Annotated in this window: 24 protein-coding genes and 1 pseudogene; 9 read left to right on the forward strand and 16 right to left on the reverse strand. The window is 70.0% G+C overall.

Annotated elements, in window-relative coordinates; all coding sequences use genetic code 11:
* Positions 1–30 precede the first annotated feature (30 nt).
* Positions 31–147 (reverse strand): DUF6053 domain-containing protein, encoded by a 117-nt coding sequence (locus JHW41_RS26235; RefSeq protein ID WP_425606422.1) that lies wholly within the window; start codon positions 145–147, stop codon positions 31–33.
* On the opposite strand from JHW41_RS26235, the pseudogene JHW41_RS26240 reads away from it, so the two are divergent.
* Positions 101–241, forward strand: a pseudogene (locus JHW41_RS26240) (DUF6053 domain-containing protein); the annotation flags it as partial. The gene JHW41_RS26235 and the pseudogene JHW41_RS26240 sit on opposite strands and share 47 nt — an antisense overlap.
* A 14-nt stretch (positions 242–255) precedes the next feature.
* Here the strand turns inward: JHW41_RS26240 and JHW41_RS02370 are convergent.
* The 3 genes from JHW41_RS02370 to JHW41_RS02380 all read right to left on the reverse strand — a co-directional run bounded on the left by JHW41_RS02370 (position 256) and on the right by JHW41_RS02380 (position 2,359).
* Positions 256–1,203: a DegV family protein gene (locus JHW41_RS02370; RefSeq protein WP_078996914.1), complete on the reverse strand. Its 948-nt coding sequence runs from the start codon at positions 1,201–1,203 to the stop codon at positions 256–258.
* Positions 1,204–1,311: 108 nt separating this feature from the next.
* Complete coding sequence (locus JHW41_RS02375) at positions 1,312–1,944, reverse strand: 2-hydroxychromene-2-carboxylate isomerase (RefSeq protein WP_078996913.1); 633 nt, start codon at positions 1,942–1,944, stop codon at positions 1,312–1,314.
* Positions 1,945–1,954: 10 nt separating this feature from the next.
* Positions 1,955–2,359 (reverse strand): DUF1761 domain-containing protein, encoded by a 405-nt coding sequence (locus JHW41_RS02380; RefSeq protein WP_250448893.1) that lies wholly within the window; start codon positions 2,357–2,359, stop codon positions 1,955–1,957.
* Between the two features lie 276 nt (positions 2,360–2,635).
* Between JHW41_RS02380 and JHW41_RS02385 the strand changes: the two genes are divergently transcribed.
* Positions 2,636–3,157: a hypothetical protein gene (locus JHW41_RS02385; RefSeq protein ID WP_250448894.1), complete on the forward strand. Its 522-nt coding sequence runs from the start codon at positions 2,636–2,638 to the stop codon at positions 3,155–3,157.
* A 117-nt stretch (positions 3,158–3,274) separates the two neighbouring features.
* Here JHW41_RS02385 and JHW41_RS02390 read toward each other — a convergent pair whose 3' ends face one another.
* Complete coding sequence (locus JHW41_RS02390; RefSeq protein ID WP_428995445.1) at positions 3,275–4,579, reverse strand: amidohydrolase family protein; 1,305 nt, start codon at positions 4,577–4,579, stop codon at positions 3,275–3,277.
* Between the two features lie 239 nt (positions 4,580–4,818).
* A complete protein-coding gene (locus JHW41_RS02395) occupies positions 4,819–6,255 on the reverse strand; it encodes an amidohydrolase (protein ID WP_250448896.1) in 1,437 nt (478 codons plus the stop codon).
* Between the two features lie 146 nt (positions 6,256–6,401).
* Between JHW41_RS02395 and JHW41_RS02400 the strand changes: the two genes are divergently transcribed.
* The 4 genes from JHW41_RS02400 (at position 6,402) to JHW41_RS02415 (ending at position 9,814) form a co-directional block, all read left to right on the forward strand.
* Positions 6,402–7,178, forward strand: a complete 777-nt coding sequence (locus JHW41_RS02400) for an AMP nucleosidase (RefSeq protein ID WP_057949325.1) — start codon at positions 6,402–6,404, stop codon at positions 7,176–7,178.
* A 277-nt stretch (positions 7,179–7,455) separates the two neighbouring features.
* Positions 7,456–8,406, forward strand: a complete 951-nt coding sequence (locus tag JHW41_RS02405; protein WP_250448897.1) for a serine hydrolase domain-containing protein — start codon at positions 7,456–7,458, stop codon at positions 8,404–8,406.
* A 121-nt stretch (positions 8,407–8,527) separates the two neighbouring features.
* Positions 8,528–9,091 carry a lysozyme inhibitor LprI family protein gene (locus tag JHW41_RS02410; RefSeq protein ID WP_057949324.1) on the forward strand — a complete coding sequence of 188 codons (564 nt, stop codon included), beginning with the start codon at positions 8,528–8,530 and terminating at the stop codon, positions 9,089–9,091.
* 165 nt (positions 9,092–9,256) lie between these two features.
* Entirely contained in the window at positions 9,257–9,814 is a 558-nt protein-coding gene (locus tag JHW41_RS02415) for a DUF924 family protein (protein WP_250448898.1), read from the forward strand.
* A 294-nt stretch (positions 9,815–10,108) separates the two neighbouring features.
* Here the strand turns inward: JHW41_RS02415 and JHW41_RS02420 are convergent, their stop codons facing one another.
* From JHW41_RS02420 to grxD, 3 genes are all read right to left on the reverse strand, one after another.
* Positions 10,109–11,731 carry an XVIPCD domain-containing protein gene (locus tag JHW41_RS02420; RefSeq protein WP_250448899.1) on the reverse strand — a complete coding sequence of 541 codons (1,623 nt, stop codon included), beginning with the start codon at positions 11,729–11,731 and terminating at the stop codon, positions 10,109–10,111.
* Positions 11,728–12,294, reverse strand: a complete 567-nt coding sequence (locus JHW41_RS02425) for a hypothetical protein (RefSeq protein ID WP_250448900.1) — start codon at positions 12,292–12,294, stop codon at positions 11,728–11,730. The genes JHW41_RS02420 and JHW41_RS02425 overlap by 4 nt, the downstream gene beginning before the upstream one ends.
* 490 nt (positions 12,295–12,784) lie before the next feature.
* Positions 12,785–13,711, reverse strand: a complete 927-nt coding sequence (gene grxD / locus JHW41_RS02430) for a Grx4 family monothiol glutaredoxin (protein WP_250448901.1) — start codon at positions 13,709–13,711, stop codon at positions 12,785–12,787.
* Positions 13,712–14,056: 345 nt separating this feature from the next.
* Here grxD and JHW41_RS02435 point away from each other — a divergent pair, with 345 nt between their 5' ends.
* A complete protein-coding gene (locus JHW41_RS02435; protein WP_250448902.1) occupies positions 14,057–14,842 on the forward strand; it encodes a polysaccharide deacetylase family protein in 786 nt (261 codons plus the stop codon).
* Positions 14,843–15,502: 660 nt separating this feature from the next.
* Here the strand turns inward: JHW41_RS02435 and JHW41_RS02440 are convergent.
* The 4 genes from JHW41_RS02440 to JHW41_RS02455 form a co-directional block, all read right to left on the reverse strand.
* Positions 15,503–16,564 (reverse strand): IS30 family transposase, encoded by a 1,062-nt coding sequence (locus JHW41_RS02440; protein WP_057945874.1) that lies wholly within the window; start codon positions 16,562–16,564, stop codon positions 15,503–15,505.
* Between the two features lie 446 nt (positions 16,565–17,010).
* Positions 17,011–17,682, reverse strand: coding sequence for a methyltransferase domain-containing protein (locus tag JHW41_RS02445; RefSeq protein WP_057949318.1), 672 nt, complete (start codon positions 17,680–17,682; stop codon positions 17,011–17,013).
* A 320-nt stretch (positions 17,683–18,002) separates the two neighbouring features.
* Positions 18,003–18,617, reverse strand: a complete 615-nt coding sequence (locus tag JHW41_RS02450) for an SGNH/GDSL hydrolase family protein (RefSeq protein ID WP_078997456.1) — start codon at positions 18,615–18,617, stop codon at positions 18,003–18,005.
* A gap of 7 nt (positions 18,618–18,624) precedes the next feature.
* Positions 18,625–19,875, reverse strand: a complete 1,251-nt coding sequence (locus tag JHW41_RS02455; RefSeq protein ID WP_250448903.1) for an aminotransferase class I/II-fold pyridoxal phosphate-dependent enzyme — start codon at positions 19,873–19,875, stop codon at positions 18,625–18,627.
* Between the two features lie 273 nt (positions 19,876–20,148).
* Between JHW41_RS02455 and rsgA the strand changes: the two genes are divergently transcribed.
* Positions 20,149–21,336: a ribosome small subunit-dependent GTPase A gene (rsgA, locus tag JHW41_RS02460; protein WP_057949315.1), complete on the forward strand. Its 1,188-nt coding sequence runs from the start codon at positions 20,149–20,151 to the stop codon at positions 21,334–21,336.
* 78 nt (positions 21,337–21,414) lie between these two features.
* Positions 21,415–22,689: a flavohemoglobin expression-modulating QEGLA motif protein gene (locus JHW41_RS02465; RefSeq protein WP_250448904.1), complete on the forward strand. Its 1,275-nt coding sequence runs from the start codon at positions 21,415–21,417 to the stop codon at positions 22,687–22,689.
* Positions 22,690–22,816: 127 nt separating this feature from the next.
* On the opposite strand, the gene phbB is transcribed toward JHW41_RS02465, so the two are convergent.
* From phbB to JHW41_RS02480, 3 genes are all read right to left on the reverse strand, one after another.
* Positions 22,817–23,557 (reverse strand): acetoacetyl-CoA reductase, encoded by a 741-nt coding sequence (gene phbB, locus JHW41_RS02470; protein ID WP_250448905.1) that lies wholly within the window; start codon positions 23,555–23,557, stop codon positions 22,817–22,819.
* A 117-nt stretch (positions 23,558–23,674) separates the two neighbouring features.
* Positions 23,675–25,003 carry a CitMHS family transporter gene (locus JHW41_RS02475; RefSeq protein ID WP_078997452.1) on the reverse strand — a complete coding sequence of 443 codons (1,329 nt, stop codon included), beginning with the start codon at positions 25,001–25,003 and terminating at the stop codon, positions 23,675–23,677.
* A 113-nt stretch (positions 25,004–25,116) separates the two neighbouring features.
* A complete protein-coding gene (locus JHW41_RS02480) occupies positions 25,117–26,313 on the reverse strand; it encodes an OprO/OprP family phosphate-selective porin (RefSeq protein WP_250448906.1) in 1,197 nt (398 codons plus the stop codon).
* Positions 26,314–26,513 lie beyond the last annotated feature (200 nt).

A 26,513-nucleotide genomic window follows, 5' to 3' on the forward strand; every position in this document is an offset into this window, starting at 1 on the left:
GCGGATACCTGGGACGGACAGTCCCGCAGGCTAACCCGGCGCGCGTGGTGCGGGCCTGGGCTGGAAGTCCTGTTCGCCGCGATGCGGGGCCGCCGCTGTTGTGGGAGGGCCTTCAGGCCCGACGCTTTCCGGTCCGATCGCCGCGATCTGGAACGGGGCCGCCGCTGTCGTGGGAGGGCCTTCAGGCCCGACGCTCTTCGCTCAGGTCGCCGCAGTCTGGAACAACAGCATCGGGCCTGAAGGCCCTCCCACAGCTCAGCCGTCCCAGGCCGCCTGTTCGGTCGCCAGCCCCAGCGCCAGCGCGCCCTTGCCGATGTTGACCATGCCGGTCAGGCTCATCAGGCTCTCGAACAATTCCACGCCGTGCTGTTCGCAGGCCAGGCGCAAGGTCTGGTAGCCGGGCAGGGCGCGCAGTTCGGCGAGTTCTCCGCCGTAGCTCAGGCACACGGTCGGTGTCAGCAGCTCGTTGCGGCTCACCCGCCGCGCGGCGAACTCCAGCAGCTTCTGCGCCGCGGCCTCGTACGTCTTGATCTTGGCGATCGGGCCGGTCTCGCCGCGGTTGCAGTGCAGCACCGGCTTGATGTCGAGCGCGGTGCCCAGGGTCGCGCTGAGGAAACTCACGCTGCGGTCGCCGCGATGGCGGGTGCGCGCGCGCAGGTAGTTGAGGTCGCGCGGGATCAGATAGCCGTGGGTGGCGTTGACCAGTTGCTCCAGCCGCGCGCGGATCTTCGGCGGCGGCTCCTCGGCCGCGCGCATGCGCACCGCCTCGACCGCGGTGACGCCCTGCGCGGCGAACAGGTTCAAGGTGTCGATCACCCGCAGCGAGAACGGCGTGTTGAAGCCGGCGGCGCTGCGCACGGGCTTGTAGTCGTTGAGGATGGCGAAGCTGGCTTGGTTGGCGTTCTCGAACACCGGACTGCGGGTCTTGGTGATCGTCATGCAGAACACGTAGTCGTAGTCGATCGCCAGCTGGCTCACGAACAGGTCGCGCACCTGCTGCACGGTGAACGGCGTGGTTTCGGCCTCGAAGCCGCGTTCGGCCAGGTGCGCCTGCAGGAACTGCAGGGTGGCCTCTTCGTTGCGGTGGTCGGCCAGCACGGCCTGGCCGATGCGAACGGTGATCGGCAGCAGGTGGATGTGGTGCTGCTGGAGATACTCCAGCGGCAGGTCGCAAGCGGAGTCGACGACGATTCCAATGCGCATGGGTCCCCCCCCGGGTTCTTGGCGCGTGGCTATCGAATGTGACCGGCAGCATACCCGCGGCGACACCGGCCGCGCACTCACGCAGGCCGGCGACGGTCGGGCGTTCATTCAGGCCCGGCGCTGCACTCCGATGGGCAACTGCAGCAGCCGCTGCATTTCGGGATCTTCAAGCATTTCCGGATGTTGCAGCGCGTCAAGGGCGAAATCGTGTGCATCGTTGCCCCAGAACAGGTCTGATCCGATGCTCAGCGTGGGCACGCCAAATACACCGGCAAGCAGAGCCGCTTCGGTATTCGCGCGCAATGCGGTCTTCACCGACTCGCTGGCGAGCGCCTCGGCCGGCACGCCCAGGCCGGCCGCGACCGGGCCCAGCGCCTCGACGCTGTCTCCTTCGCGGCCCTGGCCCCAGATCCAGTCGAAGATCGCCTCCACCGCCTCGGGCGTGTTGCCGGCGGCCACGCTCAGGCGCAGCGACGCCAGCGGATTGAACGGATGCGCCGGCGGGAAGCGCAGGCGCACGCCCGCGCGCCGCGCCTGCCACAGCACGTGGCGATAGGTGAACTCGCGCTTGCCCGGGATTTCCGCCGGACCCTTGTGGCTGTGCGCGGCCAGCACCGCGCCGAACGCCACCGGCACCAGCGCGACCGGCCGCTGCGCGGCGAGCGCGCGCACCCGTTGCCACTGCAGGTAGGCGAACGGCGAGATGAAATCGAAGTACCAACGCAGCGCGGGGGCGCTCATCGCATGCTCCTTATTTCCAGGCGCCGAGGATCGCGCCGTAGAGGACGAACTGGACGATGTGGTAGCCGCTGTCGATCATCCACAGCTTGAGGCTGCGGCCGGCGAAGGCGTAGTTGATGCCGAAGCTCATCGAGACGAAGAACAGGCCGACCACGAAACCGACGCCGAAGCCGTCGACCGCGGTGGCCTGCGGCGGCATCAGCGCGGCGAAGATGGTCGCCGACAGCAGCGCGCAGACGATCGCGGTGGCGAACACGCGGCCGGCGTGGGCGGGCTTGGCGTCCGGATCGACCCCGGCCTCGCGGCACCAGGTTTTCTTGAACAGGGGCCCGTACCACAGCCCGCCGAGGACGAACGAAGACGCGGTGGCGGCGGCGATGGCGAGCCAGTTGACCTGGTCGAGCGGGACGTTCATGCGGGGCTCCGGAGACGGTGCGTGAGGCGGTTGCGTGAGGCGGGCGCCGGTCCATGCGCGGCGGGCGCGCGACGGCGTGGCGCGCCGTGCGGCAAGCATACGCCGTGGCGGCGGGACGGGGCGTTCGCGGCGCGGGCATGGGCGGCGTGGGTGTAGGCGGCGCGTTGCACGGCGGCGCTCGCGCGAGCGCGTCAGGCGAGCGCGTCAGGCGAGCGCGTCAGGCGAGCGCGTCAGGCGCGCGCGGCGGGCTATCGCCGCGGGCCGGCGTCGGGCATTGTGCCCGGCATGACCGCAACCCTCGCCGCGCGCATTCGCGATTCGCGCATCGCTTCGACCGCAGCGTTGCTGCTGTCCTTCGCCCTGCCGTTCCTGTGGGCGCTTTCCACCACGCTCGTCTGGCAACTGGGCAAGCGGGTACCCGGCAGCGTGACCGATACCGCGATCGCGTTTCCGTCCGGACTGGCGCTGATCGCGATCGTGCTCGCCGCGTGGCTGATCGGCTTCGTCGCGCTGCGGCGCCGGGTCCGCTCGCAGCGGCGCGCGGCGTGGATGGCCAACACCGTGGCGGTGGCCGCCTTCTGCGCCTGTTTCACCTGGCAGTTCGGCAGCGCGGATTGGAACCCGCGGCCGGAAGCGGGGCTGACCAATCTGTTCCCGCTGCGGTTCGCCTTCGCGCTGGCGGTGGCGTATGTGGTCAGCGCCTGCGCAGCGGCGTATCTGGCGCCGCGGCCGCCGCGCTCGCCGCAGCAGGTAACGAAGACGGGAACGAAGACGGGAACGCCGGACGCGCAGGCCTGAGCCGGGCGTCGCGGCGCGTAGGCAAATCCTGCGAATCGTTGAATCGCCGAATCGGCGCGGTCGCCCGCCGCGCCGCGCGCAACGCGGCCAACGCCGAGGGCGCCGGCCGCGGCCGCTTCAGCGCCCCGCCGGCAGCGGATACGCGCGCGGCAGGCCGTTGTCCGGATGTAGGTAGCGATCGCGCAGCTCGGTCTGGCGGCTGCGCATCTGGATCGCGCGGCCGTCCATCCACACCTGCAGCGCGACGCTGGCGACGTCGAGCGGATCGCCGCTCCACAGCACCAGGTCGGCGCGCTTGCCCGGGGCGATCGCGCCGACGTCGCCGGCCACGCCGAAGGCTTCCGCGGGCACCCGGGTCAGCCCGGCGAGGCCGTCGGCCCAAGGCAGCCCGGCGGCGACCGCGTTGCCGGCCAGCTGGCGCACCTTGCGCGCGTTGTGCGAGGCGCCGCCTTCGCTGAAGCCCACCGCCACGCCGGCGGCGCGCAGGCGCGCGGCGTTCTCCATGCTGGCGCCGACCTGATCGAAATCGCTGGGCAGGTTCGACAGCGGATTGACGAACACCGGCACCTTGGCCGCGGCCAGCTGCGGCGCCAGCCGCCAGGCTTCGGCGCCGCCGGCGATGGCGATGCGCAACTGGTGTTTGGACGACCAGCGCAGCAGCTGGCGGATGTCGGCGGCGCGGTCGACGCCGAACACGATCCGGCCGCCGCCGCCGAAATACTTCTGCAGCGCGGCGCGGCCGGCCGGGGTCAGCAGCGCGGCGTGGTGGTCGGGGGTAATGCGGCCGCGGGTTTCGTCGATCAGTTGGTCGAGGATCATCCACTGCGCTGCGCGCGAGCTGCCGCTCAGGCCGAGGCTGTCCTTGCCCAGGCGCACGAACAGCACGCGCGGGCCGATCGGGTCGGCGCCGCCGTCGAGGCGTTCGACGCCGCCCTGGCCGGCGACGATGGAGCCGCCGGTGGCGGTGCCGGCGCCGAGCAGGGTCCAGCCGATGCCTTCGATCCGGGTCACCGGGATCAGCACCGAATCGGGGTTGTAAGCCAAGGTCACGTCGAACTCCGGCCGGACCGTCATTTCCTTGGTGTCGGCGCCGAGCGCGACGGTCTGGTCGACCGTGGACTTCTCGCCGGAGACTTCCTCCAGGCCGATCTCGGTGATGCCGCCGAACAAGGTCGGCGTGACCGGCTTGCCGGCCGCGTCGATCACCTGCGCGCCGGCCGGCGCGCTCAGGCCCTTGCCGACCGCGCGCACCACGCCGCCGGACACCAGCACGTCGGCGTTCTCCAGCGAGCCTTGCGCGCTGGCGGTGTGGACGGTGGCGTTGCGGATCAGCAGGTTCTGCGCGGACGCGGCGAAGCTGGCGCACAGCAGCGCGGCGGCGAGGGCGGTGCGGGCGAGGCGCGCGTTGCGTGGATTGGACATCGCGACTCCCATCGCCGTTCCCGTTCCCGTTCCCGTCGTCCCGGCGAAAGCCTCAGCCGTCGCGCCGGCGAAAACCCCAGCCGTCATTCCGGCGAAAGCCGGAATCCATTTTGATTTTGTTTTCGCGCTCGCCGCATGCCGTGCGTCCCCGTCTATTTCAGAAGCAACGGCAAAATGGATTCCGGCTTTCGCCGGAACGACGGTGCGGGGAAATGTCGCGGCAGCGCGATCAAAGCGGCTCATCGCACGCCTCCCGCCGCCGCGCCCTGCGCGGCCGGCTGGCCGAGCATGAAGTCCGACTTGGGCTGGCGCGAGGGATCGTTGCGGTCGTAGACCCGCGCGCCGTCGATATAGACCTGCTCGGCCTTGGCGTAGACGCTGAAGGGATTGCCGTTCCACACCACCACGTCGCCCATCTTGCCGGCCTCCAGGGTGCCGGTGCGTTCGCCGATGCCCAGCGCCTTGGCCGGGTTCTGGGTCAGCCAGCGGATCGCGCGTTCCGGCGCGATCTCGATCCCGGCCAGGCGCGCGTGCGCGATCACCTTGGCCGCTTCCTGGTTGAGCCGCTGGATGCCTTCTTCCGAATCCGAATGCACGATCGCGCAGCTGTTGGCCGGGCGGTCGACGATGGCGATGTTTTCCTGGATGCCGTCGAAGGCTTCCATCTTGAAGCCCCACCAGTCGGCCCACAGCGCGCCGCAGACGTTTTCGGCGGCGAGCCGGTCGGCGATCTTGTAGGCCTCCACGCCGTGGTGGAAGGCGCTGACCTTGAAGCCGAACTCCTTGGCCAGGTCGAGCATGGTGGTCATCTCGTCCGCGCGGTAGCAGTGGATGTGGACCAGGATGTCGCCCTTGATCGCGCCGGCCAGGGTGTCGAGCTTGAGGTCGCGCTTGCCGCCGGTGTCCTTTTCGCTGTCGCTCGCGGCCGGCGCACTGGAACTCTGCCACCAGCGTTTCTTCGCCGGCTTGGCGGCCTTGGGCGTGGTCTTGCGCAGGTACTCGCTGGCGTCGATGAAGGCCGCGCGGTAGCCGGCGACGTTGCCCATGCGCGTGCCCGGCGAGACGTTGCGGCTGCCGTAGACGCGCTTGGGGTTCTCGCCGCAGGCCATCTTCAGGCCCCACGGCGCGCCGGGGAATTTCATCGCCTGGTAGCTGCCGGCCGGCACGTTCTTGAGGGTGACCCCGCGGCCGCCGATCAGGTTGGCCGAGCCGGGCAGGATCTGCAGCGAGGTGATGCCGCCGGCCAGGGCGCTGGCGAAACCCGGGTCTTGCGGCCAGATCGAGTGCTCGGCCCAGACGTTGGGGGTGACCGGGCTGGTCATCTCGTTGCCGTCGCTGTGCGCGCCGACGCCCGGGCTGGGGTAGACGCCCAGGTGCGAGTGCACGTCGATGATGCCGGGGGTGATCCACTTGCCGCTGGCGTCGCCCGGCGCGTCCAGGCGGCTGCCGACGGCGACGATCTTGCCGTCCCGCAGCAGCACGTCGGCGCCGTCCAGGCGCTGGCCGGTGCCGGTCAGCACGGTCGCGCCTTGCAGCAGCACCGGGCCGGACGCGACCGGCTTGTAGGTGCTGGGGTAGGGGTCCTGGGTGTAGCGCGAGGCGGGCGCGGGCGCCGCCGCCTGCACCGCGCCGGCGAGCAAGACCAGGCCGCAGCCGGCCAGGAAGGGTCGGAACATGGTTTCCCCCGAAGAACGCGGACGATGGCACTGGCGCCGGGGCCAGCCCCGGAACCGTAGCCGCCGCCCGCCACCGTGCCAACCCTGACGATGGTCATGGCCGTGCGACAATGGTCGGACTACAACAACAAAAAAGGGAAAACCCCATGAAAGACAAAGAACAGATCGTCGAGAACTGGCTGCCGCGCTACACCGGCGTGCCCCTGGACCAGTTCGGCGACCACGTCCTGCTGACCAATTTCGGCGGCTACCTGCACACCTTCGCCCGCCTGACCGGCGCCGAAGTGGTCGGCCTGGACCGGCCGATGCCGAGCGCCACCGCCGACGGCATCACCATGATCAACTTCGGCATGGGCAGCCCCAACGCCGCGACCATGATGGACCTGCTCTCGGCGATCATGCCCAAGGCGGTGCTGTTCCTGGGCAAGTGCGGCGGGCTCAAGCGCAAGAACGAACTCGGCGACCTGGTGCTGCCGATCGCCGCGATCCGCGGCGAAGGCACCTCCAACGATTACCTGCTGCCCGAAGTGCCGGCGCTGCCGGCGTTCGCGCTGCAGCGCGCGGTATCGACCACGATCCGCGACCTCGGCCACGACTACTGGACCGGCACCGTCTACACCACCAACCGCCGGGTCTGGGAGCACGACGAAGCGTTCAAGGAACGGCTGCGCGCGATGCGCTGCATGGCCATCGACATGGAAACCGCGACCGTGTTCGCCGCCGGCTTCGCCAACCGCATCCCCTGCGGCGCGCTGCTGCTGGTGTCGGACCAGCCGATGATCCCGGAGGGCGTCAAGACCGAGGCCTCCGACGCCAAGGTCAGCGCCAGCTACGTCGACAACCACATCGGCGTCGGCATCGAGGCGCTCAAGCTGATCCGCCGCCACGGCAAGTCGGTGCGGCACCTGCGCTTCGACGAGTAAGCGCCGCGCTGCGCCGCCGAACGCGGCGCGGCGGCCCCGGCCCGCGCCGTCGCGTCGGCGCGGGTACGGCAATGACTGTCGGCACGAGCCCGCATCGGCCCGATAGGCGATGCTGCAGGTCCTCGGAGCGGTCGCGCCGGTCGCGCGCGCCCATCCCGCCACCTCTACGCGAGGCATTCGCATGCGTGCCGCATCCCGCTGGTTGCTTGGTTTGTGTCTGTGCGTTCCCTTCGCCGCCGCTGCCGCACAGACGACCGCCGACCCGGCGTTGGAGCGCGTGCTGTCACGCTGGGACGGCGACGCCCGCGCCGACCTCAAGGCCGTGGTGGTGCTGCGCGACGGGCAACTGGCGGCGCAGCGCTACTACAACGGCAACGACGCGCAGTCGTTGCACGACATCCGTTCGGCCGGCAAGAGCGTGACCGCGTTGCTGGCCGGGATCGCGGCCGACCGCGGTCGCCTGCGCTTCGATCAGCCGGCCGCGCGCTGCCTGCCCGGCGCGGGCCAGGCGCTGGCGGGCGCGCGCGTGAGCGATCTGCTGAGCATGCGCTCGGGCCTGGACGCCGACGACGAGAACCCGCAGTCGCCAGGCAACGAGGACCGCCTGGACGAGGCCGCAGATCCCGTGGCGTTCGCGTTGTCGGCGCCGCGGCGCGAGCCGCCGGGGACGCGCTACGCCTACAACTCGCTGACCGCGTACCTCGCCGGCCTGTGCGTGGAAGGCGCGACCGGGCAGCCGCTGGACGCGTTCGCCGACGCGCATTTGTTCGCGCCGCTGGGCATCGCGCACTGGCGCTGGCAGCGCGACGCCGGCGGCCACGCCAAGGGCCAGGGCAACCTGTCGCTGCGCGCGGGGGATTTCGCCCGCATCGGCCAGATGGCGCTCGACGACGGCCGCTGGCAGGGGCGCGAGATCGTGCGCGCCGATACCTTGCGCGCGATCCTGGCGCCGCGCGCGCGCATCGGCGCGGTCGATCCCTACGCCGACGAGTACGGCTACATGTGGTACCGCAAGCGCCTGCGCGTCGGCGCCGGCGAAGTCCCGGTGGTGTTCGCCTCGGGCAACGGCGGCAACAAGCTCTACCTGGTGCCGTCGCTGCGCATGGTGGTGGCGATCCAGTCCAGCGCCTACGGCCGCGGCTACGGCCAGCGCCGCTCGCAGGACATCCTGCGCGCGCTGCTCGGCGCCGCGCCGACGCGCGCCGACGGAACTGAGAAATCGCGCTGAACGCTTCATTGATTGTCATAAAACCCCTATTTTTATAGGGTTTTTGCGACGCGCGACACGCGACATCCGAAGGCCTGAGACCCCCGGACGCGACACTGTGCTCCACGACGGAGGACAGGTCATGGAACAGCTCATCTTCACCGTCATCGGCGCCCTGCTCACCTGGGCTTTCTACTTCATCCAACGCATCGCCGAGCGCCGCGGCACCGTCGACGCGATCGAGCGCGGCAAGCAGTTGCTCGCGCTCAAGCAGGAACTGGACGGCGCGCACACCAGCGTCGAGGAACTGCAGCGCTTCGAGAGCCGCCTGATCGGCAAGGCCGAGCACGCCGCGCGCGTGGCCGACAGCTACGTCGGCAAGGCCGAGGCGATCGCCCGCGACCAGGGCGATGCCGCGGTCAGCCAGGCCGACATGAACCAGCAGGCCGTGGCCGAGCTCGGCCGCGAGCAGGCGCGCCTGGACGCGGTGGTCGCGCACCTGCGCGACCGGCTCGACGGCGACGGCCGCGCCGCGTTCGAGCGCGTCCACGACGCCTGGATGGCGTTCCGCGAACAGCACGCGCGCTTCGTCGCCCAGTCGTATTCGTCCGGCTCGGTGCGGCCGCTGATCTACGCGGTGACGATGGAAAGCATCACCGTGGCCTGGATCAACGAGCTGGAGACCCAGCTCGGCGAAGGCGGCTGATCGCCGCGAACGCAGCACTCCCCCTGTAGGAGCGGCGCGAGCCGCGACCGCGACATCGCGCCTACGACGCAAGCGCGGTTTCGCGGTCGCGGCTCGCGCCGCTCCTACAGTCGTGCTTCGGGCTTCGTGCTACGGTGCGGCCCTGTCCCCCAAGTCGGATCCGCCATGTCCGTCACCGCCCAAGAAGTCGTCGCGTTCTGGCGCGACGCCGGCCCCGACCGCTGGTTCGACCGCAGCGACCGCTTCGACCAGCAATGCCGCAGCGGCTTCCTCGAAGCGCATTTCGCCGCGGCGCGGCGCGAGCACGACGACTGGGTCGAACGCGACGCCGAGTCGGCGCTGGCGTTGCTGATCCTGCTCGACCAGATCCCGCGCAACGTGTTCCGCGGCAGCGCGCATGCCTTCGCCACCGATCCGCTGGCGCGCCAATACGCCCGGCGCGCGCTGGAATTGGGCCACGACCAAAAGATCGAGGCGCCGCTGCGGCCGTTCTTCTACCTGCCGCTGGAGCATTCGGAAGACCTCGCCGACCAGCAGCGCTCGGTCGAGCTGCACCGCGCCCTGCCGCCGTCGGCCGACGGCAGCGATCCGGCGCAGTGGGCCGTGCAGCACCAACAGATCGTCGAGCGCTTCGGCCGCTTTCCGCACCGCAACCCGGCGCTGGGCCGGGCGACCACGGCCGAGGAGCAGGCCTACCTCGACGGCGGCGGCTTCAAGGGCTGAGGCGCGCGGCTGGTTCGGCGCGGCCGTCGCGCCGTGATGCGGATGCGGCCCGGCGCGGTCGAGGCGGATAGCGACGATATGCAGCGCCCACGCGCGAGCAAGAACGAAAAGGCCGCGTAGAAACGGTGCGGGGCGGCCAAGGCTGCGTAAAGACGACTCGGAGCGGCCGGCTCGCAAGAACGGTTCGCGGCGCCCTGGGCCGCGCAAAAAACCAATCGAGGCCGCCAGCTTCCGTAGAAACGACTCGGGGCGGCCAAGGCCGCCCCGATTCTGCAAAACCGCCGCGAAGCGCGCTCAGCCCATCGAGCGCGAGCGGCTCTCGTTCTGCTGCTGGGCCAGCTGCTGATCGCGCTGCGTTTCCTGCCCCCGCACCGAGCGGTCGACCTGCTCGGTGCTCGCCACCAGCGTCTGCTGCATGGCCTGCTCGGTCGGCACCGACACCGCGTTGTGGTGAACCGAGCGCGGATCGCCCTGGACCGCGAACAGGTGCTGTGCGTCCTTGCCGAGCACGACCTTGTCGATGTCGCGCAGGTTGCCGGCCACCGCCGCCGCGGTCAGCGCGCCGGCCGCGCGCGCGGTCGCGTCGTCGGACGGGCGGCCGTGGCGCGCGTCGATCTCGCTCATGCCGGCGAAGGCCTTGTTGAACATCGGGTTGTGCGAGTGGCCCGGTTCGTTGAGCAGCGGCGCGCCAGGCTGGCGCGCGTCGTTGGCGGACAGGCCCGGGAAGCGGATGTGCGGGATGTTGTTCTGCAACCGGTCCCAGCCGTCCTTGACCGCGCCGCGGACCTTGTCGCCGGCTTCCTGCAGGCGCTCGCCGGCGTCCTGCGCGCCGCGCTTGGCCTTGTCGTAGCCGTCCTGCACGCCCTGCCTGGCGCGATCGTAGCCTTCCTGCACGCCGTGCTTGGCGCGGTCGTAGCCTTCCTGCACGCCCTGCTTGGCCCGGTCGTAGCCATGCTGCACGCCCTGCTTGGCCTTCTCGTAGCCCTGCTGCACCCCTTCCTTGGCGTCCTCGTAGCGGTGCTTGATCTCGCGCTTGAGCACGTCGGGCATGCCCGCGGTCGGCTCCTTCGGCAACTTCCAGTCCGAGAGGTCCTTGCCGTTGGTGATGACCGCGCGCATCTGGTAGATGTCGTGGCGGAACGAGTCGAACATGTCCTTGTTCTTGGCGTAGGTCTGGCGGTTCGCGTCGCTGAGCAGCGGCGGCCCGGAGATGTCGTTCTGCTTGTAGAACTGGGTGACGCTGTGCGGATCGAAGCCGACCTTCTTGATGTCGGCGGCGAAGCCGGCGACGCCCTGGGTGCGCGGATCCTGCTTGTCGGCCAGCAGGTCCTTGGCGTCCTTGTCGATCGCGTACAGCCGCACTTCGCCCAGGTGCTTGCTGGCGGCGCTGACGATGTCGGTGGCGCGGGCGTGGTTGACGATGTCGAGCTTGGCGCCCTTGGGCAGGTGCAGGTCGAGGCTGGCCGCGCCGTAGGCGTTGAAGGTCTCGCCGTGCAGGCCGTACTTGGCCGCGGTGGCCTGGGCCAGGGTGCCGCCCTGCGAATGGCCGGTCACCGAGACCTGCGCGGCGTGGCCGTTGACCGGATAGCGCTCGGCCAGCTTCATCGCCACTTCGGTCAGTTCGTTGGCGTGCTTGATCTGCGGATTGGTGCGGTTGAGCACCATGTTGCCGTTGCCGCCGACCCAGTCCTGCACGGCGCTGGTGAGGCCGCCTTCGGAACCGCGGTGGGCGACCACGATCTCGCCGGACTTCACGTCCTGGTAGATCGTGCCCTGGTAACCGCTGGCGAAATCCGACGAGGTCTTGAGGACCTTGTACTCGCGGCCCTCGACGGAAATCTTCGCGCCTTCCTGCTTGGCGCGGTCCTGGTAGCAGTCGTCGGCGAGGGAGGCGTAGGCGCGGCTGGGCAGCGTCATTGTTCGATCTTCCTGGACTGGAACACGACCTCGAAGTCCTCGGCGGACGGCGCACGCTCGCCGGCGAGGGTCATGGGATGGAACTCGATGGGATCCGGCGACAGCGAGAACAGCGACTTCGGCGCGAACGTGACCTGCTGCGCGCCGCTGACGATGGCCTCGTTCCAGGTCTCGGTGGAGAACACCGCCGGCTTGGCGGTGAGGGTCGCGCCGACCGCGGTGAGCTTCCAGTGGCACACGCCCAGGCCGTAGTAGTCCTCGTCCAGCAGCGCGTCGGCGAAGAATTCGGCGCGGTACTCGGTGTCGGAGACCTTGCGGAACTGCAGCGGCACGGTTTCGCTGGGGCGGTTGCGCACGCCGGCCAGCGCGCGGGTCTGGTCGAGCGGGAGGCAGGCATCCTGTTCGGCGGGAATGTCGAACTGGGCGCTGCCGGCGACCTGCTCGAACGCGCGCGGCGCGTTGCGCACGGTCATCACGACTTCGTACTTGTGCTGCGGATTCGGATTGGCCTTGACCTGCGGCGGTGGCACCGGTTGCTGGCAGGCGGCGGTCGAAACGGTCATCAAGGTCACCACTGAGGCAAGAAGAAAGGACTTCATGGGCGGCATGCGCGGGATCTCAGGACAGCGGCCGGCCGCGGCGCGCGCGCGCCGGGGCGCGCCGTCTCGCGGCCGGGGCCGTACTGCGGTGGTCGGGGGAAGGATGCGGTCGGCGCCGCGCGGGCGCGGCCGCGCAAGACGGCGCGCGAGCGGATGCGGGGACGCTGTGGCGGACCCGGCTCGCCGGCGGCGAGACGGCCTGGCGCGCAACGCAGGCGATTCGTCCTGAATCCATGGTGGGGCTCGCCGCGCCCAGTTCCAGGCGCGTAGTGTGACGAGTATCGCTAAGCGGCCCGCGTGCGGCAAGCCGGGGCGGGATGGCGGCGCCTGGCGCGCGCGTGCGCGAACGTGTCCGGCATCGCGGTCGTCGGCCGGCGAGCGCGTTCGCGCCCGCCGCAAACGACGAAGCCGCGGCCCGGAGGCCGCGGCTTCGCGTGAGGGGACGAATCCGCGCTCAGTACTTGGCGATGCCGCCGCCCAGATCGGCCCAGGCGTCGATCCCGCCGACCACGTTGTAGACCTCGCGGAAGCCGAGCTGGCGGAACTGCTCCGCCGCCTGCGCGCTGCGCCCGCCGCGGTGGCACAGGAACGCGATCGGCGCGTCCTTGGGCAGGCCTTCCAGCGCGTCGGTGCCGTGGTCGAAGGTGTCGAAGGCGACATCGGCCTGAGCCAGCGCGCGTTCGTCGGCCGGGCGCACGTCGATCAGGCGCAGGCTGCCAGCCTGCACGCGCTCGCGCACGTCGGCCGGCGCGATCGAACGCACCGCCGGCGGCGCGTTCGGATTGGTGATGACCAGGCCGCGGCCGCGTTCGTCGTCGGCCCAGTCGATCGACACGCCGTCGGCGCGGCGCGCGTTGATCCAGTCGGTCTGCACGCGCACGCCGTCGATCTCCACCGCGACCGCGTCGGCGTCGGCCGGCGCCAGCTGCAGGCGCACGTTGTGGCGCGCGTCGACCTCCAACTGCACCGCATAGCCTTCGCCCGCGCCGGCCACCGCTTCGCGCAGCATCTTCGCCGCGGCCGGGCTGATCTCCAGCTTCGGCGGGCTGCGGTCGGGCGCGGCCAGGCCGAGCAGGCCGTGCAGTTCGCCGTTGCCGGCCATCTGCAAGATGATGTCGCTGCCGCCGACCAGTTGGCCGTCGATGTACAGCTGCGGGATCGTCGGCCACTCGCCGTAGGCCTTGATGCCCTCGCGGATCTCGCCGTCGCCGAGCACGTCCACATGCGCATAGCCCTGCGGCAGCAGCGCGTTGAGGGTGCCGGCGGCCTTGGCCGAGAAGCCGCACTGCGGCGCGTCCGGCGCGCCCTTCATGAACAACACGACGCGGTTGGACTGGAGCAGGGATTCGATGCGCGAACGCAGTTCGGGAGTGAGGGACATGGAGTTGGCGGAAGCTGACGGAAGTCCTGGGCACATGGGGGCGCCGGCGCGGCGATGCAAGTAGGCAGCGGCGGGCCGGCCCGGGGGCTTGCCGGCGTGGGAAGGTCCGCGAAGGCCCGAACGCCACGCACCCCCGGGCGCGCCGTGAGGCCGTTGTGGCAGGGCCTTCAGGCCCGACGCTTTCGTTTCCGCCGCCGCATTCTCGCCACCGGCACAACCGCCCTGGCCGCCAGTCAAGCCGTCGCCGCCGCCCCGCCTCGCCCGCGACGAGGCCTGTGCAGCCACCGTGCCCCGGCGCCCCCGCCCGGCTACGATGATCGCCCCCGCCGGAGTCCCCGTTCGCCGATGAACCCCACGGTTCCGCACCGCCCGCCGCGCCACCCCGAGGCCGCGCCGTGGCTGTTCGCGGCCTCGCAACTGGCCGTGCTCGGCCTGTGGTGGGCGGCCGGCTGGAAGATCGGCCTGGCGGCGCTGGCGCTGAGCCACGCGGCGATGCTCTGGGGCACGCTGCGCCCCGGCTCGGCCTTGTTCAGCCCGGTGTTGCGGCGCCTGCCCACGCGCGAGCCGGTGGTCTGGCTGACCATCGACGACGGCCCGTCCGACGACACCGCCGCGATGCTCGACCTGCTCGACGCACACGGCGCCAAGGCGACCTTCTTCGTCGTCGCCGAGCGCGCGCGTGCGCGGCCCGAGCTGCTGGCCCGGATCGTGCAGCGCGGCCATGGCGTCGGCCACCACAGCGGCAGCCATCCGTCGGCCGCGTTCTGGCGGCTGGGCCCGGCGGCGATGCGGCGCGAGATCGAGGAAGCCGACCGGACCTTGCGCGAACTGTTGCCGGACTATCGCCTGCACTGGTTCCGCGCCGTGGTCGGCATGGCCAATCCCTTCGTCGCGCGCGGGCTCAAGCGCTGCGGCCTGGCGCGGGTGGCGTGGAGCGCGCGCGGCTTCGACGCGGTGGCGGCGGACCCGGCGCGGGTGGTGGCGCGGGTCGAGCGCGGTCTGGCGCCGGGAGCGATCGTGCTGATGCACGAAGGCGCCGGGCATGGGCGCAGCGTGGAGACGATGGCGGCGTTGCTGGCGCGGTTGCAGGCGTTGGGGTATCGCTGCGTGTTGCCCGAAGTGCGGGAGTAGTCGTTCGTTTCGCGCGCGAGGCGATCACGCCGGGCCGCATTCGCCGTCATTCCAGCGAAAGCTGGTATCCATTTTGATTTTGTCTCTGCTGTTGCCTTGGCTTGCACGCAACCTCACCGGAAGCCCTTGCTTCGCAGACCCGGAGGGCGCGCGCATGGATGCGCGCGTGCGCCGTAGGGGCATGGATGCCCCTTACGGCGCATCCCCGCGAAAGGTGCTGGACCTAGTGGCTTGTGACCTTAAACAAGCGTTTTTCTTTGGCTACTTTCTTTTGTCGCGCTGACAAAAGAAAGTAGCTCGGCCGCTTGCGGACGAAAGCTCTTGAGGGTGGCTTGTCGTCACGCGACACATCGATAACGGCGAAAGCAGCAGCAACGTCAACATGGGTTCCGGCTTTCGCCGGAATGACGGACGTGGGGTTGCGTATCCGACTGTAGGAGCGGCGCAAGCCGCGACCGCGCCATCGCGGCGATTGCGAGAGTTGCGCCGTAGTTGCGTTGTCGCGGTCGCGGCTCGCGCCGCTCCTACAGGGGGCGTGCCGCGGTGGGATTCGTCTTTGCGTGTGCGTGCGCTTGACGACAAGCGACCATCAAGAGCTTCCGTCCGCAAGCGGCCGGGTCACTTTCTTTGTCTGAAGCCACAAAGAAAGTAACGGCGGAGTCAATGTCCAAGTGCATCACCCTGCGCCCGCGGGTTTTTGAGTTCCTCATAGAGCACCTCGACGGGCGAGCGCCTGCCCAGGCTACGGCGGGGGCGGTTGTTCATTTCCCACGCCACCTCTTTGAGGCGCTGCGCAGAATGCACCGACAGATCGGTGCCCTTGGGAAAGTATTGCCGCAACAAGCCGTTGGTGTTTTCGCAGGTTCCGCGTTGCCACGGGCTATGGGGGTCGGCGAAGTAGATCGCTAAACCAGTGCGTTCGCTCAACTGCCGATGCGATGCCATTTCCTTGCCCTGGTCGTAGGTCAAGGTCTTCTTCAAACTTTCCGGCACGCCTTCGAACGCCGAGCTGAAGGCCTCCAGCACCGTGTGCGCGGTCGCGTCGGCGAGCTTGACCAGCTTGACGTACAAGGTGCGGCGGCAGACCAATACCCCAATCGCCGAGCGGTTGTGCGCGCCCACGATCAGGTCGCCCTCCCAATGCCCCGGCATCAGGCGCTCATGCGCGGCCGGCGGCCGCAGGCGGATGTTGGGCAGATCCGGCAGATGGCCGCGGGCGTCGCTTCCCTGGCGCGTGCGGCGGCCGGACTTGCGCCCCTGCCGCAGCAGACGGGTCACCTGGCGGCGCAATTCGCCGCGCGGCATCGCATAAATCGCGGTATAGATCGTTTCGTGCGACACGCGCAGCCAGGGCCGGTCCGGGTACAGATCCCGCAGTTTGTCGGCAATCTGTTGCGGCGACCAGCACCGTTCCAGCCAATAGCGCACGCGTCGCCACAGCACGGTGTCGCGTCGCAGCTTGCGGCGCACCCGCGCCCGTCGCCGCAGTCGCTGGGCCCGCCGGCCCGCCCGGGTCGCATCGTAGCCAGGGTCGAAACGAGGGCGTCCGCGCAGCGGCGGCCCCGAATGGGACCGAAACCCATTACGGCGCAACTCGCGAGCAATTGTGCTTTGCGCCCGACCCAACGTCTGGGCGATTTGCCGTCCGCTCGCCCCTTGGGCGATCAAGACCATGATGGCCCCGCGCTCTTCTGCGCTCAGATGCGAATACTGCTGACCCATTCACAGTGCCTCACTGAGGTGATGCACTTGAGGTTAGAGACCAGCAACCAAAGAAAAGGCCTTATTTTTTCGGATCAAGAGCCACTATGGCTCGAAAGGCGCGCGGGGCCGCGCCATAAGGGGCATCCTGCCCCATGGCGCGCGTGCGCATCCATGCGCACGCCCTCCGGGGCTTCGAGACGTGTGCTTTTCGTGGGGTTGCGTCCGAGCGAATAGCAACGGCAATGGCAACAGCAACGGCAAAATGGATTCCGGCTTTCGCCGGAACGACGGGCTGGCGTCGTGCGTGGGCGCGGTTCTTGCAGCCGGATGCGATGCGGCCGCAGCCCCTGTAGGAGCGGCGCAAGCCGCGGCCGCGAAAATCCGATCGCGACGAAAGCCGTCCCGCGTCGCTGGCACCGGCAGGCGCGCCCGCCACCGCGAAGCCGGCCGCAACCCGCAGCCGATCACTCCCGCGCCGCGACGATCCGCCAGTTGTTGAACGGCGTGCGCCCGAACATCGGCGCGAACTCCACCCGCAAGCCGGCGGCCTGCAAGCGCGCGCGCAAGGCTTCGCCGTCGGGGTAGTAGCGCGGGGTCGCGTTCATCCAGCCCAGCGCGCGCGAGAACAGATCCACCGCGCGGGTCACCCGCGCGCGGCCGGTGCCGTCGTCCAGGCCGGTGCGGATCACCAGGCGCGCGCCGGGCACCAGCATCGCGATCATCGCGTCGATCGCGCGCGCCTGGGCCGGGTAGGGGATGAACTGCAGCACGTCCAGGATCGCCACGCTGCCGCGGTGTTCGGGCAGTTCGCGCGACAGGTCCATGACCGCGAAGCCGGCGCCGTCGAGGCCGACCCGGGCGGCGGCGCGGCCGGCGCGGCGGATCTTGGCGGCGTCGCTGTCGACGCCGCGGTAGGGCAGGGCGATGCCGTCGGCGCGCAGGGTATGGGCGAGCAGCCCCAGGCCGCAGCCCAGGTCCAGCAGCGGCGCGCGGGTGCCGCGCAGCGCCTGGCTGACGCCGGGGTAGAGCGGGTCGCTGCCGAGCTTGGCCCGGCTGTAGTAGTAGTCCCAGCGATTGCCGAGCGGATGCTCGGGCAGGTAGGCGCGGGCGATCCGCACGGCCTGGCCGGGAGGCATGGCTTGTACCGCTGAAGTCATTCGGGTCGGAGGTTCCCCCGGCGTCGTCGTCGCCGGTGCCCGCAGTGTGGCACCGGCCGGCCCCGGGCGAAAACCGCGGTTTGCGGCCGCGGCGGCGGGTATTACCAATGAACACATTCGTCGTCCCAGCGCGGGGCCGCGCGGCACGGCCGTCGAACGCTGCGCGAGGGACGCGCGGCTTGGTTGCGCGTCAGGCGGGGGCGCGTGAGGCGGGGCGCTTCAGCAGGAGCGGCAACGGCCTGATCGGGACGGGGCCTGGGCGAGGCGGCCGCCGCAGTCCGGCCGTCCCGCGCCGCCGCTCAGTCCTGCCGCAACAGGCCTTCGGCCACCGGCAACGCCAGCTCGGTCCAGCGCGCGTACATCTGCGCCGAGGGATGCAGCCCGTCGTCGGCCAACATCGCCGGCTGCGCGGCGAGTTCGCGCGAGAGCGGGGCGATGTCGACGAAGGCCACGCCGTGGCGCGCGCAGATCTCGCCGGCGGTGATGTTGAACACGTCGAGCTCGGCGCCGATGGTCGCCGCGCCGCGCTTGTCCTGGGCGCCGAACGGGGTCGCGCCCCAGTCGGGGATGGCCAGCGCCAGGACCCGGTCGGGCCGGCCGCGGGCGTAGCCGATCGCGCGTTCCAGCAGTTGCCGGTACTCGCCGGCGTACTGCGCGGCGCTGCGGCCGCGGTACTGGTTGTTGACCCCGATCAGCAGGCTGACGAAGTCCCAGTCGCCCAGCGGTTCGGCCAGGTCCAGCGCCAGCGCCAGTTCGTCGGTGGTCCAGCCGGTGGTGGCGATGATGCGCGGCGCGGCCAGCGCGATGCCGCGCGCGCGCAGGCCGGCGGCCAGCTGCACCGGCCAGCGTCCGGCTTCGGGCACCGCCTCGCCGATGCTGTAGCTGTCGCCCAGCGCCAGGTAGGACTGCGCCATCGGCGGCTCAGGCCACGGCGGCGCGCGGCGCGCCGGCGCGTTCGGCGTAGCGGTCGAGCACGCGCTCGATCCGGCCGAACACCTCGCGCACGTCTTCCGGCTGCGGCAGCAGGGTCACGCGGAAATGGTTGCGGTAGGGCACGTTGAAGCTCGAGCCGGGGACCACCAGCACGTCCTCGGTCTCCAGCAGTTCCAGCGCGAACTGGTGGTCGTCGAAGCCTTGCGCGGCCGCGCCGGTCACCGACGGGAACGCATACAGCGCGCCGGCCGGGACCACCAGCTGCAGGTGCCGGCTGGCTTCGACCGCTTCGACCACCGCGCGCCGCGCCTCGAACAGGCGCCCGCCGGGCCGGCACAGCGGGGTGATGGTGTCGGTGCCGTCGAGCGCGGCCTCGATCGCGAACTGGCCCGGCACGTTGGCGCACAGGCGCAGCGCGCCGAGCAGGTCCATCGCATGGTGGAAATCGCCGCTGGCGACCGGATCGCCCGACAGCACCGCCCAGCCGACCCGCCAGCCGCAGGCGCGGTGGACCTTGGACAGGCCGCCGAAGCTCAGGCACGGCAGGTCGCCGGCGATCGGCGCGACCGGCACGAACTGGGCGCCGTTGTAAAGGATCGAGTCGTAGATCTCGTCGCACATCAGCAGCAGCTTGTGCTTGGCGGCGATGGCGACGATGCGTTCGATCAGCTCGCGCGGGTAGGCCGCGCCGGTCGGGTTGTTCGGGTTGATCAGCACGATCGCGCGGGTGCGGCTGGAGACCAGTTGCTCGATCTCGTCCGGATCGGGCAGGAAGCCGTTCTCCGGCTGGCAGCGGTAGTACACCGGGCGGCCGTCGTTGAGGATGGTCGCGGCCGACCACAGCGGGTAGTCGGGCGAGGGCAGCAGCACTTCGTCGCCGGGATTGAGCAGCGCGCGCAGCGACAGGTCGATCAGCTCGCTGACGCCGTTGCCGACGAACACCCGCTCGGGCGAGGCGTTGGGCGTGCCGCGGCGCTTGTGGAACGCGGCGATGGCCTCGCGCGCGGCCGGCAGGCCCTGCTGGTGGGTGTAGGGATCGGTGTCGGCGATGCGTTCGGCGATGGCGCGCTGCAGGTGCTCCGGGGCGCGGAAACCGAACGCGCCGGGGTTGCCGATGTTGAGCTTGATCTGCTTGCGTCCCTGGGCCTCCAACTCGCGAGCTCGCCGGGCCAATTCACCGCGGATTTCGTAACGGACTTCGGAAAGGCGTTCGCGGGTCTTCAGGGGCGGCAAGGACATCGGGGCGTCACATGGGAAAGTGGATGAACGTCCAGACTAGCCGAATCCGCCCTGGTAAACAGCCTGAATCGAGCTTCCCGGTACGGCGCGGGGCGCGAGCGGGCGCGGAAAAAGCCGAGCCCGGGCCGCGGTCGCGGTCGTGCAAACGTTTTCCCCAGCGATGTCCCTGGCCGGCGCGGATCGTTCCGGGCGCGCCGAAATCCAACCGCGCGACGGCAAAACCGGCGAGCGGGCTATGTAGAATCGCGCCATGCCCAACCGCCTCCCGCGCCTTTGATCCCCGAACTGGCCGCCTTGCAGGCGATCGGTTGGCCGCTCCCGGCCGAGCCGGCCGACGCAGTCCCTTCCGATTCCGCGCTGCCCGACCCGGGCTTGCCCGCTGGCGCAGCGTCCGCACCGCCCGGAGACGACCCGGCCTGGCGCCGGCTCCTGGCCGAGCATCCCCAGGCCCGCCCGGCGCGGGTGATCGAGCAGCACCGCAGCGGCTACGTGGTCTCCGACGGTCCCGACAGCGCCGGCTTCCCGGTCGATTCGCTGCCCGAATGGCAGCGCCCGCGGTTCCCGCCGGAGCAGCGCCCGGGCGTCGGCGACTGGCTGCTGATCGAACGCGCCGGTTCGCGCGACAAGGTCGTGGCGCTGCTGCCGCGGCACAGCGCGATCAAGCGCGGCGCCGCCGGCGAGCACTACAAGCAGCAACTGATCGCCGCCAACATCGACACCGTGTTCGTTGTCTGCGGCCTCGACGCGGACTTCAACCCGCGCCGGATCGAGCGCTACCTGCTGCTGGTGCGCGGCGGCGCCGAGCCGGTGATCGTGCTGACCAAGGCCGACGCCGCGCTCGCGGCCGATCCCGAAGCGGTGGCGCTGGCCACCGGCGCGCTGGTCGAACTCAGCCAGGGCATCCAGGTGCGCGCGGTCAACGCGCGCGACCGCGACGGCGTGCTCGCGGCGCTGTCGCCGTGGCTGGGCCCGGGCCGCACCGTGGTGCTGGTCGGCTCGTCCGGCGCCGGCAAGTCGACCATCACCAACAGCCTGCTCGGCAGCGACAGGATGAAGACCGGCGCGGTGCGCGAGAGCGACGCGCGCGGCCGCCACACCACCACCCACCGCGCGCTGATCCCGCTGCCGTCGGGCGCCTGCCTGATCGACACGCCGGGCATGCGCGAGCTCAAGCCGACCGGCGAGGAAGACATCGGCGAGAACTTCGCCGACGTCGAGGCGCTGGCCGAACAGTGCAAGTTCCGCGATTGCTCGCACCACCGCGAGCCCGGCTGCGCGGTGCGCGCGGCGATCGAGGCCGGCAAGCTCGACCCGCAGCGCTTCGCCAACTACCTGAAGCTGCGCGAGGAAGTCGCCGGCGCGGCCAACAAGCTGGCCAACCGGCGCGCGCAGAAGTCCGAGGAGAAAGTCCTCGGCAAGGCCCTGAACAAGCGCCTGGACGAGAAATATGGGCGGCACTGAGCGAGCGCCGCGCGTCTCCCGCGCCGGCTTGCCGCGTTCCGCGTCCCTCCCCTTTCCCCCGAGCCCAGAGGCCGCCGCATGAGCGCCCTCCCGATCGAACTGTCGCCCGACCTGCAGCACCATGCCGAACTCGACGCGCGCATGGTCCGCGCCGCGCGCGGGATCAAGCTGCTGACCATGGCCAGCTGGCCGGCCGGCCTGGAGGTCAAGTTCCTGGCCGACTACGCGCGCGGCGCGGCGGCGCTGCCGGTCATCGACTATCCCAAGCACGACTTCAGCGAAGTCCGTGCCGAGCTGGAGGCGATCGCCCAGGCCGCCGATCCGGACCATCCGCTCGGCGAGTACCTGATCGAATCGGCGCATTCCTGGGGCATCGCCGCGCAGTTGCTCGAATGCCTGGGCACCCGCCGGGTTACCGATTATTCGGTGCAGCTGTTCGGCAAGCCCGACGTGGCGTTGCCGGGCCAGGGCCCGAGCACGCGCGAGGCCGCCAACCATTTCATTTCGATCGCCAACGAACTCGACCGCGAGTTGATGTCGCCGGCCGAGACCGTGCAGATCTCGGCGACCGCGCTGAGCCTGCAATTGCAGCGCGACCTCGACGACTACTTCGACAGCCGGGTGATCGACGTGGTGCTGGACCCCGACCTGATCGCCAAGGCCGCGGCCGGCGCCACCCGCATCCGCCTGCGCAGCGGCGCGGCCTTCAGCGATTACGACCGCCACCAGCTGCTGCAGCACGAAGCCTTCGTGCATTCGCTGACCGCGCTCAACGGCCGCCTGCAGCCGGTGCTGCCGAGCCTGGCGCTGTCCTCGCCGCGCAGCACCGCGACCCAGGAAGGGCTGGCGACCTTCGCCGAACAGATCACCGGCAGCATCGACATCGGCCGGATGAAGCGGCTGAGCCTGCGCATCGACGCGGTGGCGATGGCGCTGGACGGCGCCGACTTCATCCAGGTGTTCCGCTATTTCATCGACGCCGGGCAATCGCCCGACGACAGCTTCGCCTCGGCCCAGCGGGTGTTCCGCGGCGTGCCCACCGACGGCGGTGCGGCTTTCACCAAGGACACCGTCTACCTGCGCGGCCTGGTCGGCGTGCACACCTTCTTCCGCTGGGCGCTGCGCCAGCAGAAGCTGCACCTGTGCCGCTGGTTGTTCGCCGGCAAGATGACCCTCGGCGACGTACAGCGCTTCGAACCGCTGTTCCAGGCCGGCGTGCTGGCGCCGCCGCGCTGGATGCCGCCGTGGATCACCCGCGCCAACGGATTGGCCGGCATGCTGGCGTTCTCGCTGTTCGCCAACCGCATCCGCCTGGATCACATGGCCGAAGGCGATTTCAGCGAGATTGGGTGAGGCCGAGAAGTGGTTACAGGAGAGTGAGGAGTGAGCGGAGAGGAGTGAGGAGTGAGCAAGAGCTCCAAGCCGACTGCGCTTGCCGCTTTCGCTCACTCCTCACTCTTCCACGCTCACTCCTATGCTTTCAACTCATCTGCAAACCGCCGTTGACCGCGTAATCCGCGCCGGTCACGAACGCCGCGTCGTCGCCGGCCAGCCACGCGCACAGGCTCGCGACCTCGTCGGGCTTGCCGAGCCGGCGCACCGGCACCGACGCGGCCAGGCGGTCGAGCACGTCGGGCGGGAACGCGCTGATCGCGGCGCTGGCGACGTAGCCCGGCGAGATCGTGTTGACGGTGACCCCGCGCGCGGCGAACTCCTGCGCCAGCGCGCGGGTGAAGCCGTGCATCGCGGCCTTGGCGGTGGCGTAGTTGACCTGGCCGATCTGGCCCTTCTGCGCGCTGACCGAGCCGATGTTGACGATCCGGCCCCAGCCGCGCGCGGCCATGCCGTCGACGACCTGCTTGGTGATGTTGAACAAGGTATTGAGATTGCCGGCCATGACCGCGTTCCAGTCGTCGCGGCTCATCTGCCGGAACAGCACGTCGCGGGTGCCGCCGGCGTTGTTGACCAGCACGTCGACCTCGCCGACCTCGGCCTTGACCTTGGCGAACGCGGCGACGGTGGAGTCCCAGTCGGCGGCGTTGCCTTCCGAGGCGATGAAGTCGTAGCCCAGCTCGCGTTGCTCGCGCAGCCAGCCGGCCTTGCGCGGCGAATTCGGCCCGCAACCGGCGACCACGGTGTGGCCGCTGTCGGCGAGCTTGCGGCAGATCGCGGTGCCCAGGCTGCCCATGCCGCTGGTGACGTAGGCGATGCGGAGAGTCATGTGTGCCTCTTTGGGGCGAGGAGTGAGCGGAGAGGAGTGAGGAGTGAGCAAGGGCAGCAGCAGGAGCAGGAGCGCTTTTCTCACTCCTCACTCCTCTCCGCTCACTCCTCGTGGCCGTCAGGCGGCGAACGGGTAGAGCGCGAATCCGAGCGAAGCGAACATCAGCACCAGCGATACCATCACCGCCCATTTCAGGGTGAACTTCTGGTGGTCGGCGAAGTCCACATTGGCCATGCCGACCAGCAGATAGGTCGACGGCACCAGCGGGCTCAGCAGGTGCACCGGCTGTCCGGCCAGCGAGGCGCGCGCCATCTCCACCGGGGTGATGCCGTAGTGACCGGCCGCTTCCGACAGGATCGGCAGCACGCCGAAATAGAACGCGTCGTTGGACATGAAAAACGTGAAGGGCATGCTGGCGATGGCGGTGATCACCGCCAGGTACGGGCCCCAGGCGTCGGGGATCACCGCCAGGAAGCTGCGCGACATCGCCTCGACCATGCCGGTGTTGGACAAAATCCCGGTGAAGATGCCGGCGGCGAAGATCAGCGACACCACCGCGAGCACATTGCCGGCGTGGTTGCCGATGCGCCGGCGCTGTTCGGCGAGGTCCGGGTAGTTGATCACCAGCGCGATCGCGAAGCCGATCATGAACAACACCGGCAGCGGCAGCAGGCCCAGGATCAGCGCCGCCATCAGCGCGGTGGTCAGGCCGGCGTTGACCCACAGCAGCTTCGGCCGCTTGGTGTCCTCGCTGTCGGCCAGGGTCGGCAGGTTGTCGCTGGCGGTGTCGAGCTCGGGATTCCAGTCGGCTGCGTGGCCGTGCAGGGTGACGATGCCCAGGCGCTTGCGTTCGCGCAGGCCGAGGTACCACGCCAGCAGTAGGATGCTCAGCAGCGACACCACCATCGCCGGGATCAGCGGCACGAACACCTCGCTGGGGTCGACGTGCAGCGCGGTCGCCGCGCGCGCGGTCGGGCCGCCCCACGGCGTCAGGTTCATCACGCCGCTGGCGAGGATGGTCACGCAGGTCAGGTTCAAGGCGTTCATGCGCAGGCGCTGGAACAGCGGCAGCATCGCCGAGACGGTGATCATGTAGGTGGTCGAGCCGTCGCCGTCGAGCGAGATCAGCATCGCCAACACCGCGGTGCCGACCACGATCTTGACCGGATCGCCCTTCACCAGCTTGAGGATGCGCTTGACGATGGGGTCGAACAGGCCGGCGTCGATCATCACCCCGAAGTAGAGGATGGCGAACATCAGCATCACGCCGGTCGGCGCGATCTTCTTGATCCCCTCGATCATCATCTCGCCGATCCCGGCGCCGAAACCGCCGGCCAGGGCGAAGGCGATCGGGATCACGATCAGAGCCACCAGCGGCGACAGCCGCTTGCTCATGATCAGGTACATGAAGGTGAGGACCATGCCGAAGCCGAGGATCGTCAGCATTATTGGCTCCGTAAAGCGAGAAGTGAGCGTAGAGGAGTGAGGAGCGAGCGAAAGCCGGAGGGGAGGGGAACGCGCTCTCGCTCACTCCTCACTCCTCTACGCTCGCTCCTGTCTTAGAAGTCGTACTGGAACCGCCCCGTCACCGCGCGCGTGCGGTCGAGCGTCACGCCGGCGAGCCGATCCCGATTGCGGCTCTCGATCCAGTCGAGCATGAAGCGCAGGTTCGCGCGCAGGTGCCAGTTCACGCCGACGCTGGTCTGCTCCATCGACACGTCGCTGAAGTCGGCCGCGCCGTTGAGGTGCTGCTTGCCGCGGATGGTGTCGTAGCGCGCCGCGACCACCCAGGCGCCGTTCGGGCGCGACGGCTTGACCCGGCCGAAGCGGCCGGACTTGGTGTCGTAGGGCATGTTTTCGCCGGTGATGAACCAGCCGACGGTGGCGTAAGCCGAGCGGATCTCGCCGCGCTGGCTGCCGTCGTCGAAGTCCGCGCCGCTGAGTTCGGACTGCAGGTAGACCGGGCCGCGCGCCAGTGCGAACTCCAGTGAGTACTTGTCGACGTCGGTGTCGAGGCCGCGGTTGAAGTTGACCAGGGTCGCGCGGCTGTTGTCGGACAAATGCCCGGCCGGGCGCGGGGCGATGCGCAAGCCGTTGGCGCCGTCGCGGCCCGGGTGATCGTAATACTCGCGCGCCAGCGACAGGCCCAGGTGCAGCGCGTCGCCGGTGTCGTGGCGCGGCGCCCAGGTGCCGCGCGCGCCGAACGCGCGGCCCTTGACCTGCCACACGTCGATGCTTTCCAGGCTGTAGACGCTGCCGCCGATGGTGTAGTCGTCGCGCGCGGTGATCCATGCCGCGCCGAGCCGGTACAGCGGCGCCACCGAGCTGGCGAACATGCTGCGCTCCATGAACACGCCGTAGTTCGAGCTGATCCGGTCGTCGAGGGTGAAGTACTGCTTGAACTGGCCGACGGTGAGCTTGCCGGCCTTGAAATCGCGGGTGACGTAGACGTCCTTGGCCTCGACGCTGTCGCCCTTGAACTCGTCCTGCAGGCCGGCGAAGTCGCCTTCGATCTTGTAGCCCCAGCCGTAGAACTTGCCCGACACGTCCAGCCACAGCCGCCGCACTTCGGTGTCGTCGGGGTTCGGCGCGCCGCGGCGGTCGTTGTCGAATTCGGCGAAATCCCAGTGGATGCGGCCGCCGAGTTCGGCGGTCACGGGGCGATCGTCGGCGCCTTCGGCGGCCGCGACGGAGCCGGCGGACGCGGCGAGCAGGCACAGCGCGACGCACGCGCCGGCGCGGGGGGCAACAGCCATCGATTTCTCTCCCGACCCTTCTTTTCCCGCCTCTTTTCGCGCACAACGGCGCGATGGGCGCTTATAGTTGGGTCGGCCCGGACGGCCTGTCCCAACCCCTCCAGCGCAGGCTAGGCGGTCGAAGCTGTCAAAGACCTGTCATGGCGGGGATGACGGTTCGGGGCTTTCGACGCGAACCGGCATTCCGCGGCGCATGGGCG

This window comes from Lysobacter enzymogenes, from assembly GCF_023617245.1.
Lineage (GTDB): Bacteria > Pseudomonadota > Gammaproteobacteria > Xanthomonadales > Xanthomonadaceae > Lysobacter > Lysobacter yananisis.

Excerpts from the sequence above, each read along its gene's own strand:
- JHW41_RS02370 (WP_078996914.1), bottom strand. The coding sequence starts at position 1,203 with ATGCGCATTGGAATCGTCGTCGACTCCGCTTGCGACCTGCCGCTGGAG.
- JHW41_RS02375 (WP_078996913.1), bottom strand. The coding sequence starts at position 1,944 with ATGAGCGCCCCCGCGCTGCGTTGGTACTTCGATTTCATCTCGCCGTTC.
- JHW41_RS02380 (WP_250448893.1), bottom strand. The coding sequence starts at position 2,359 with ATGAACGTCCCGCTCGACCAGGTCAACTGGCTCGCCATCGCCGCCGCC.
- JHW41_RS02390 (WP_428995445.1), bottom strand. The coding sequence starts at position 4,579 with ATGTCCAATCCACGCAACGCGCGCCTCGCCCGCACCGCCCTCGCCGCC.
- JHW41_RS02395 (WP_250448896.1), bottom strand. The coding sequence starts at position 6,255 with ATGTTCCGACCCTTCCTGGCCGGCTGCGGCCTGGTCTTGCTCGCCGGC.
- JHW41_RS02400 (WP_057949325.1), top strand. The coding sequence starts at position 6,402 with ATGAAAGACAAAGAACAGATCGTCGAGAACTGGCTGCCGCGCTACACC.
- JHW41_RS02410 (WP_057949324.1), top strand. The coding sequence starts at position 8,528 with ATGGAACAGCTCATCTTCACCGTCATCGGCGCCCTGCTCACCTGGGCT.
- JHW41_RS02415 (WP_250448898.1), top strand. The coding sequence starts at position 9,257 with ATGTCCGTCACCGCCCAAGAAGTCGTCGCGTTCTGGCGCGACGCCGGC.
- JHW41_RS02420 (WP_250448899.1), bottom strand. The coding sequence starts at position 11,731 with ATGACGCTGCCCAGCCGCGCCTACGCCTCCCTCGCCGACGACTGCTAC.
- JHW41_RS02425 (WP_250448900.1), bottom strand. The coding sequence starts at position 12,294 with ATGACCGTTTCGACCGCCGCCTGCCAGCAACCGGTGCCACCGCCGCAG.
- grxD (WP_250448901.1), bottom strand. The coding sequence starts at position 13,711 with ATGTCCCTCACTCCCGAACTGCGTTCGCGCATCGAATCCCTGCTCCAG.
- JHW41_RS02435 (WP_250448902.1), top strand. The coding sequence starts at position 14,057 with ATGAACCCCACGGTTCCGCACCGCCCGCCGCGCCACCCCGAGGCCGCG.
- JHW41_RS02440 (WP_057945874.1), bottom strand. The coding sequence starts at position 16,564 with ATGGGTCAGCAGTATTCGCATCTGAGCGCAGAAGAGCGCGGGGCCATC.
- JHW41_RS02445 (WP_057949318.1), bottom strand. The coding sequence starts at position 17,682 with ATGCCTCCCGGCCAGGCCGTGCGGATCGCCCGCGCCTACCTGCCCGAG.
- JHW41_RS02450 (WP_078997456.1), bottom strand. The coding sequence starts at position 18,617 with ATGGCGCAGTCCTACCTGGCGCTGGGCGACAGCTACAGCATCGGCGAG.
- JHW41_RS02455 (WP_250448903.1), bottom strand. The coding sequence starts at position 19,875 with ATGTCCTTGCCGCCCCTGAAGACCCGCGAACGCCTTTCCGAAGTCCGT.
- JHW41_RS02465 (WP_250448904.1), top strand. The coding sequence starts at position 21,415 with ATGAGCGCCCTCCCGATCGAACTGTCGCCCGACCTGCAGCACCATGCC.
- phbB (WP_250448905.1), bottom strand. The coding sequence starts at position 23,557 with ATGACTCTCCGCATCGCCTACGTCACCAGCGGCATGGGCAGCCTGGGC.
- JHW41_RS02475 (WP_078997452.1), bottom strand. The coding sequence starts at position 25,003 with ATGCTGACGATCCTCGGCTTCGGCATGGTCCTCACCTTCATGTACCTG.
- JHW41_RS02480 (WP_250448906.1), bottom strand. The coding sequence starts at position 26,313 with ATGGCTGTTGCCCCCCGCGCCGGCGCGTGCGTCGCGCTGTGCCTGCTC.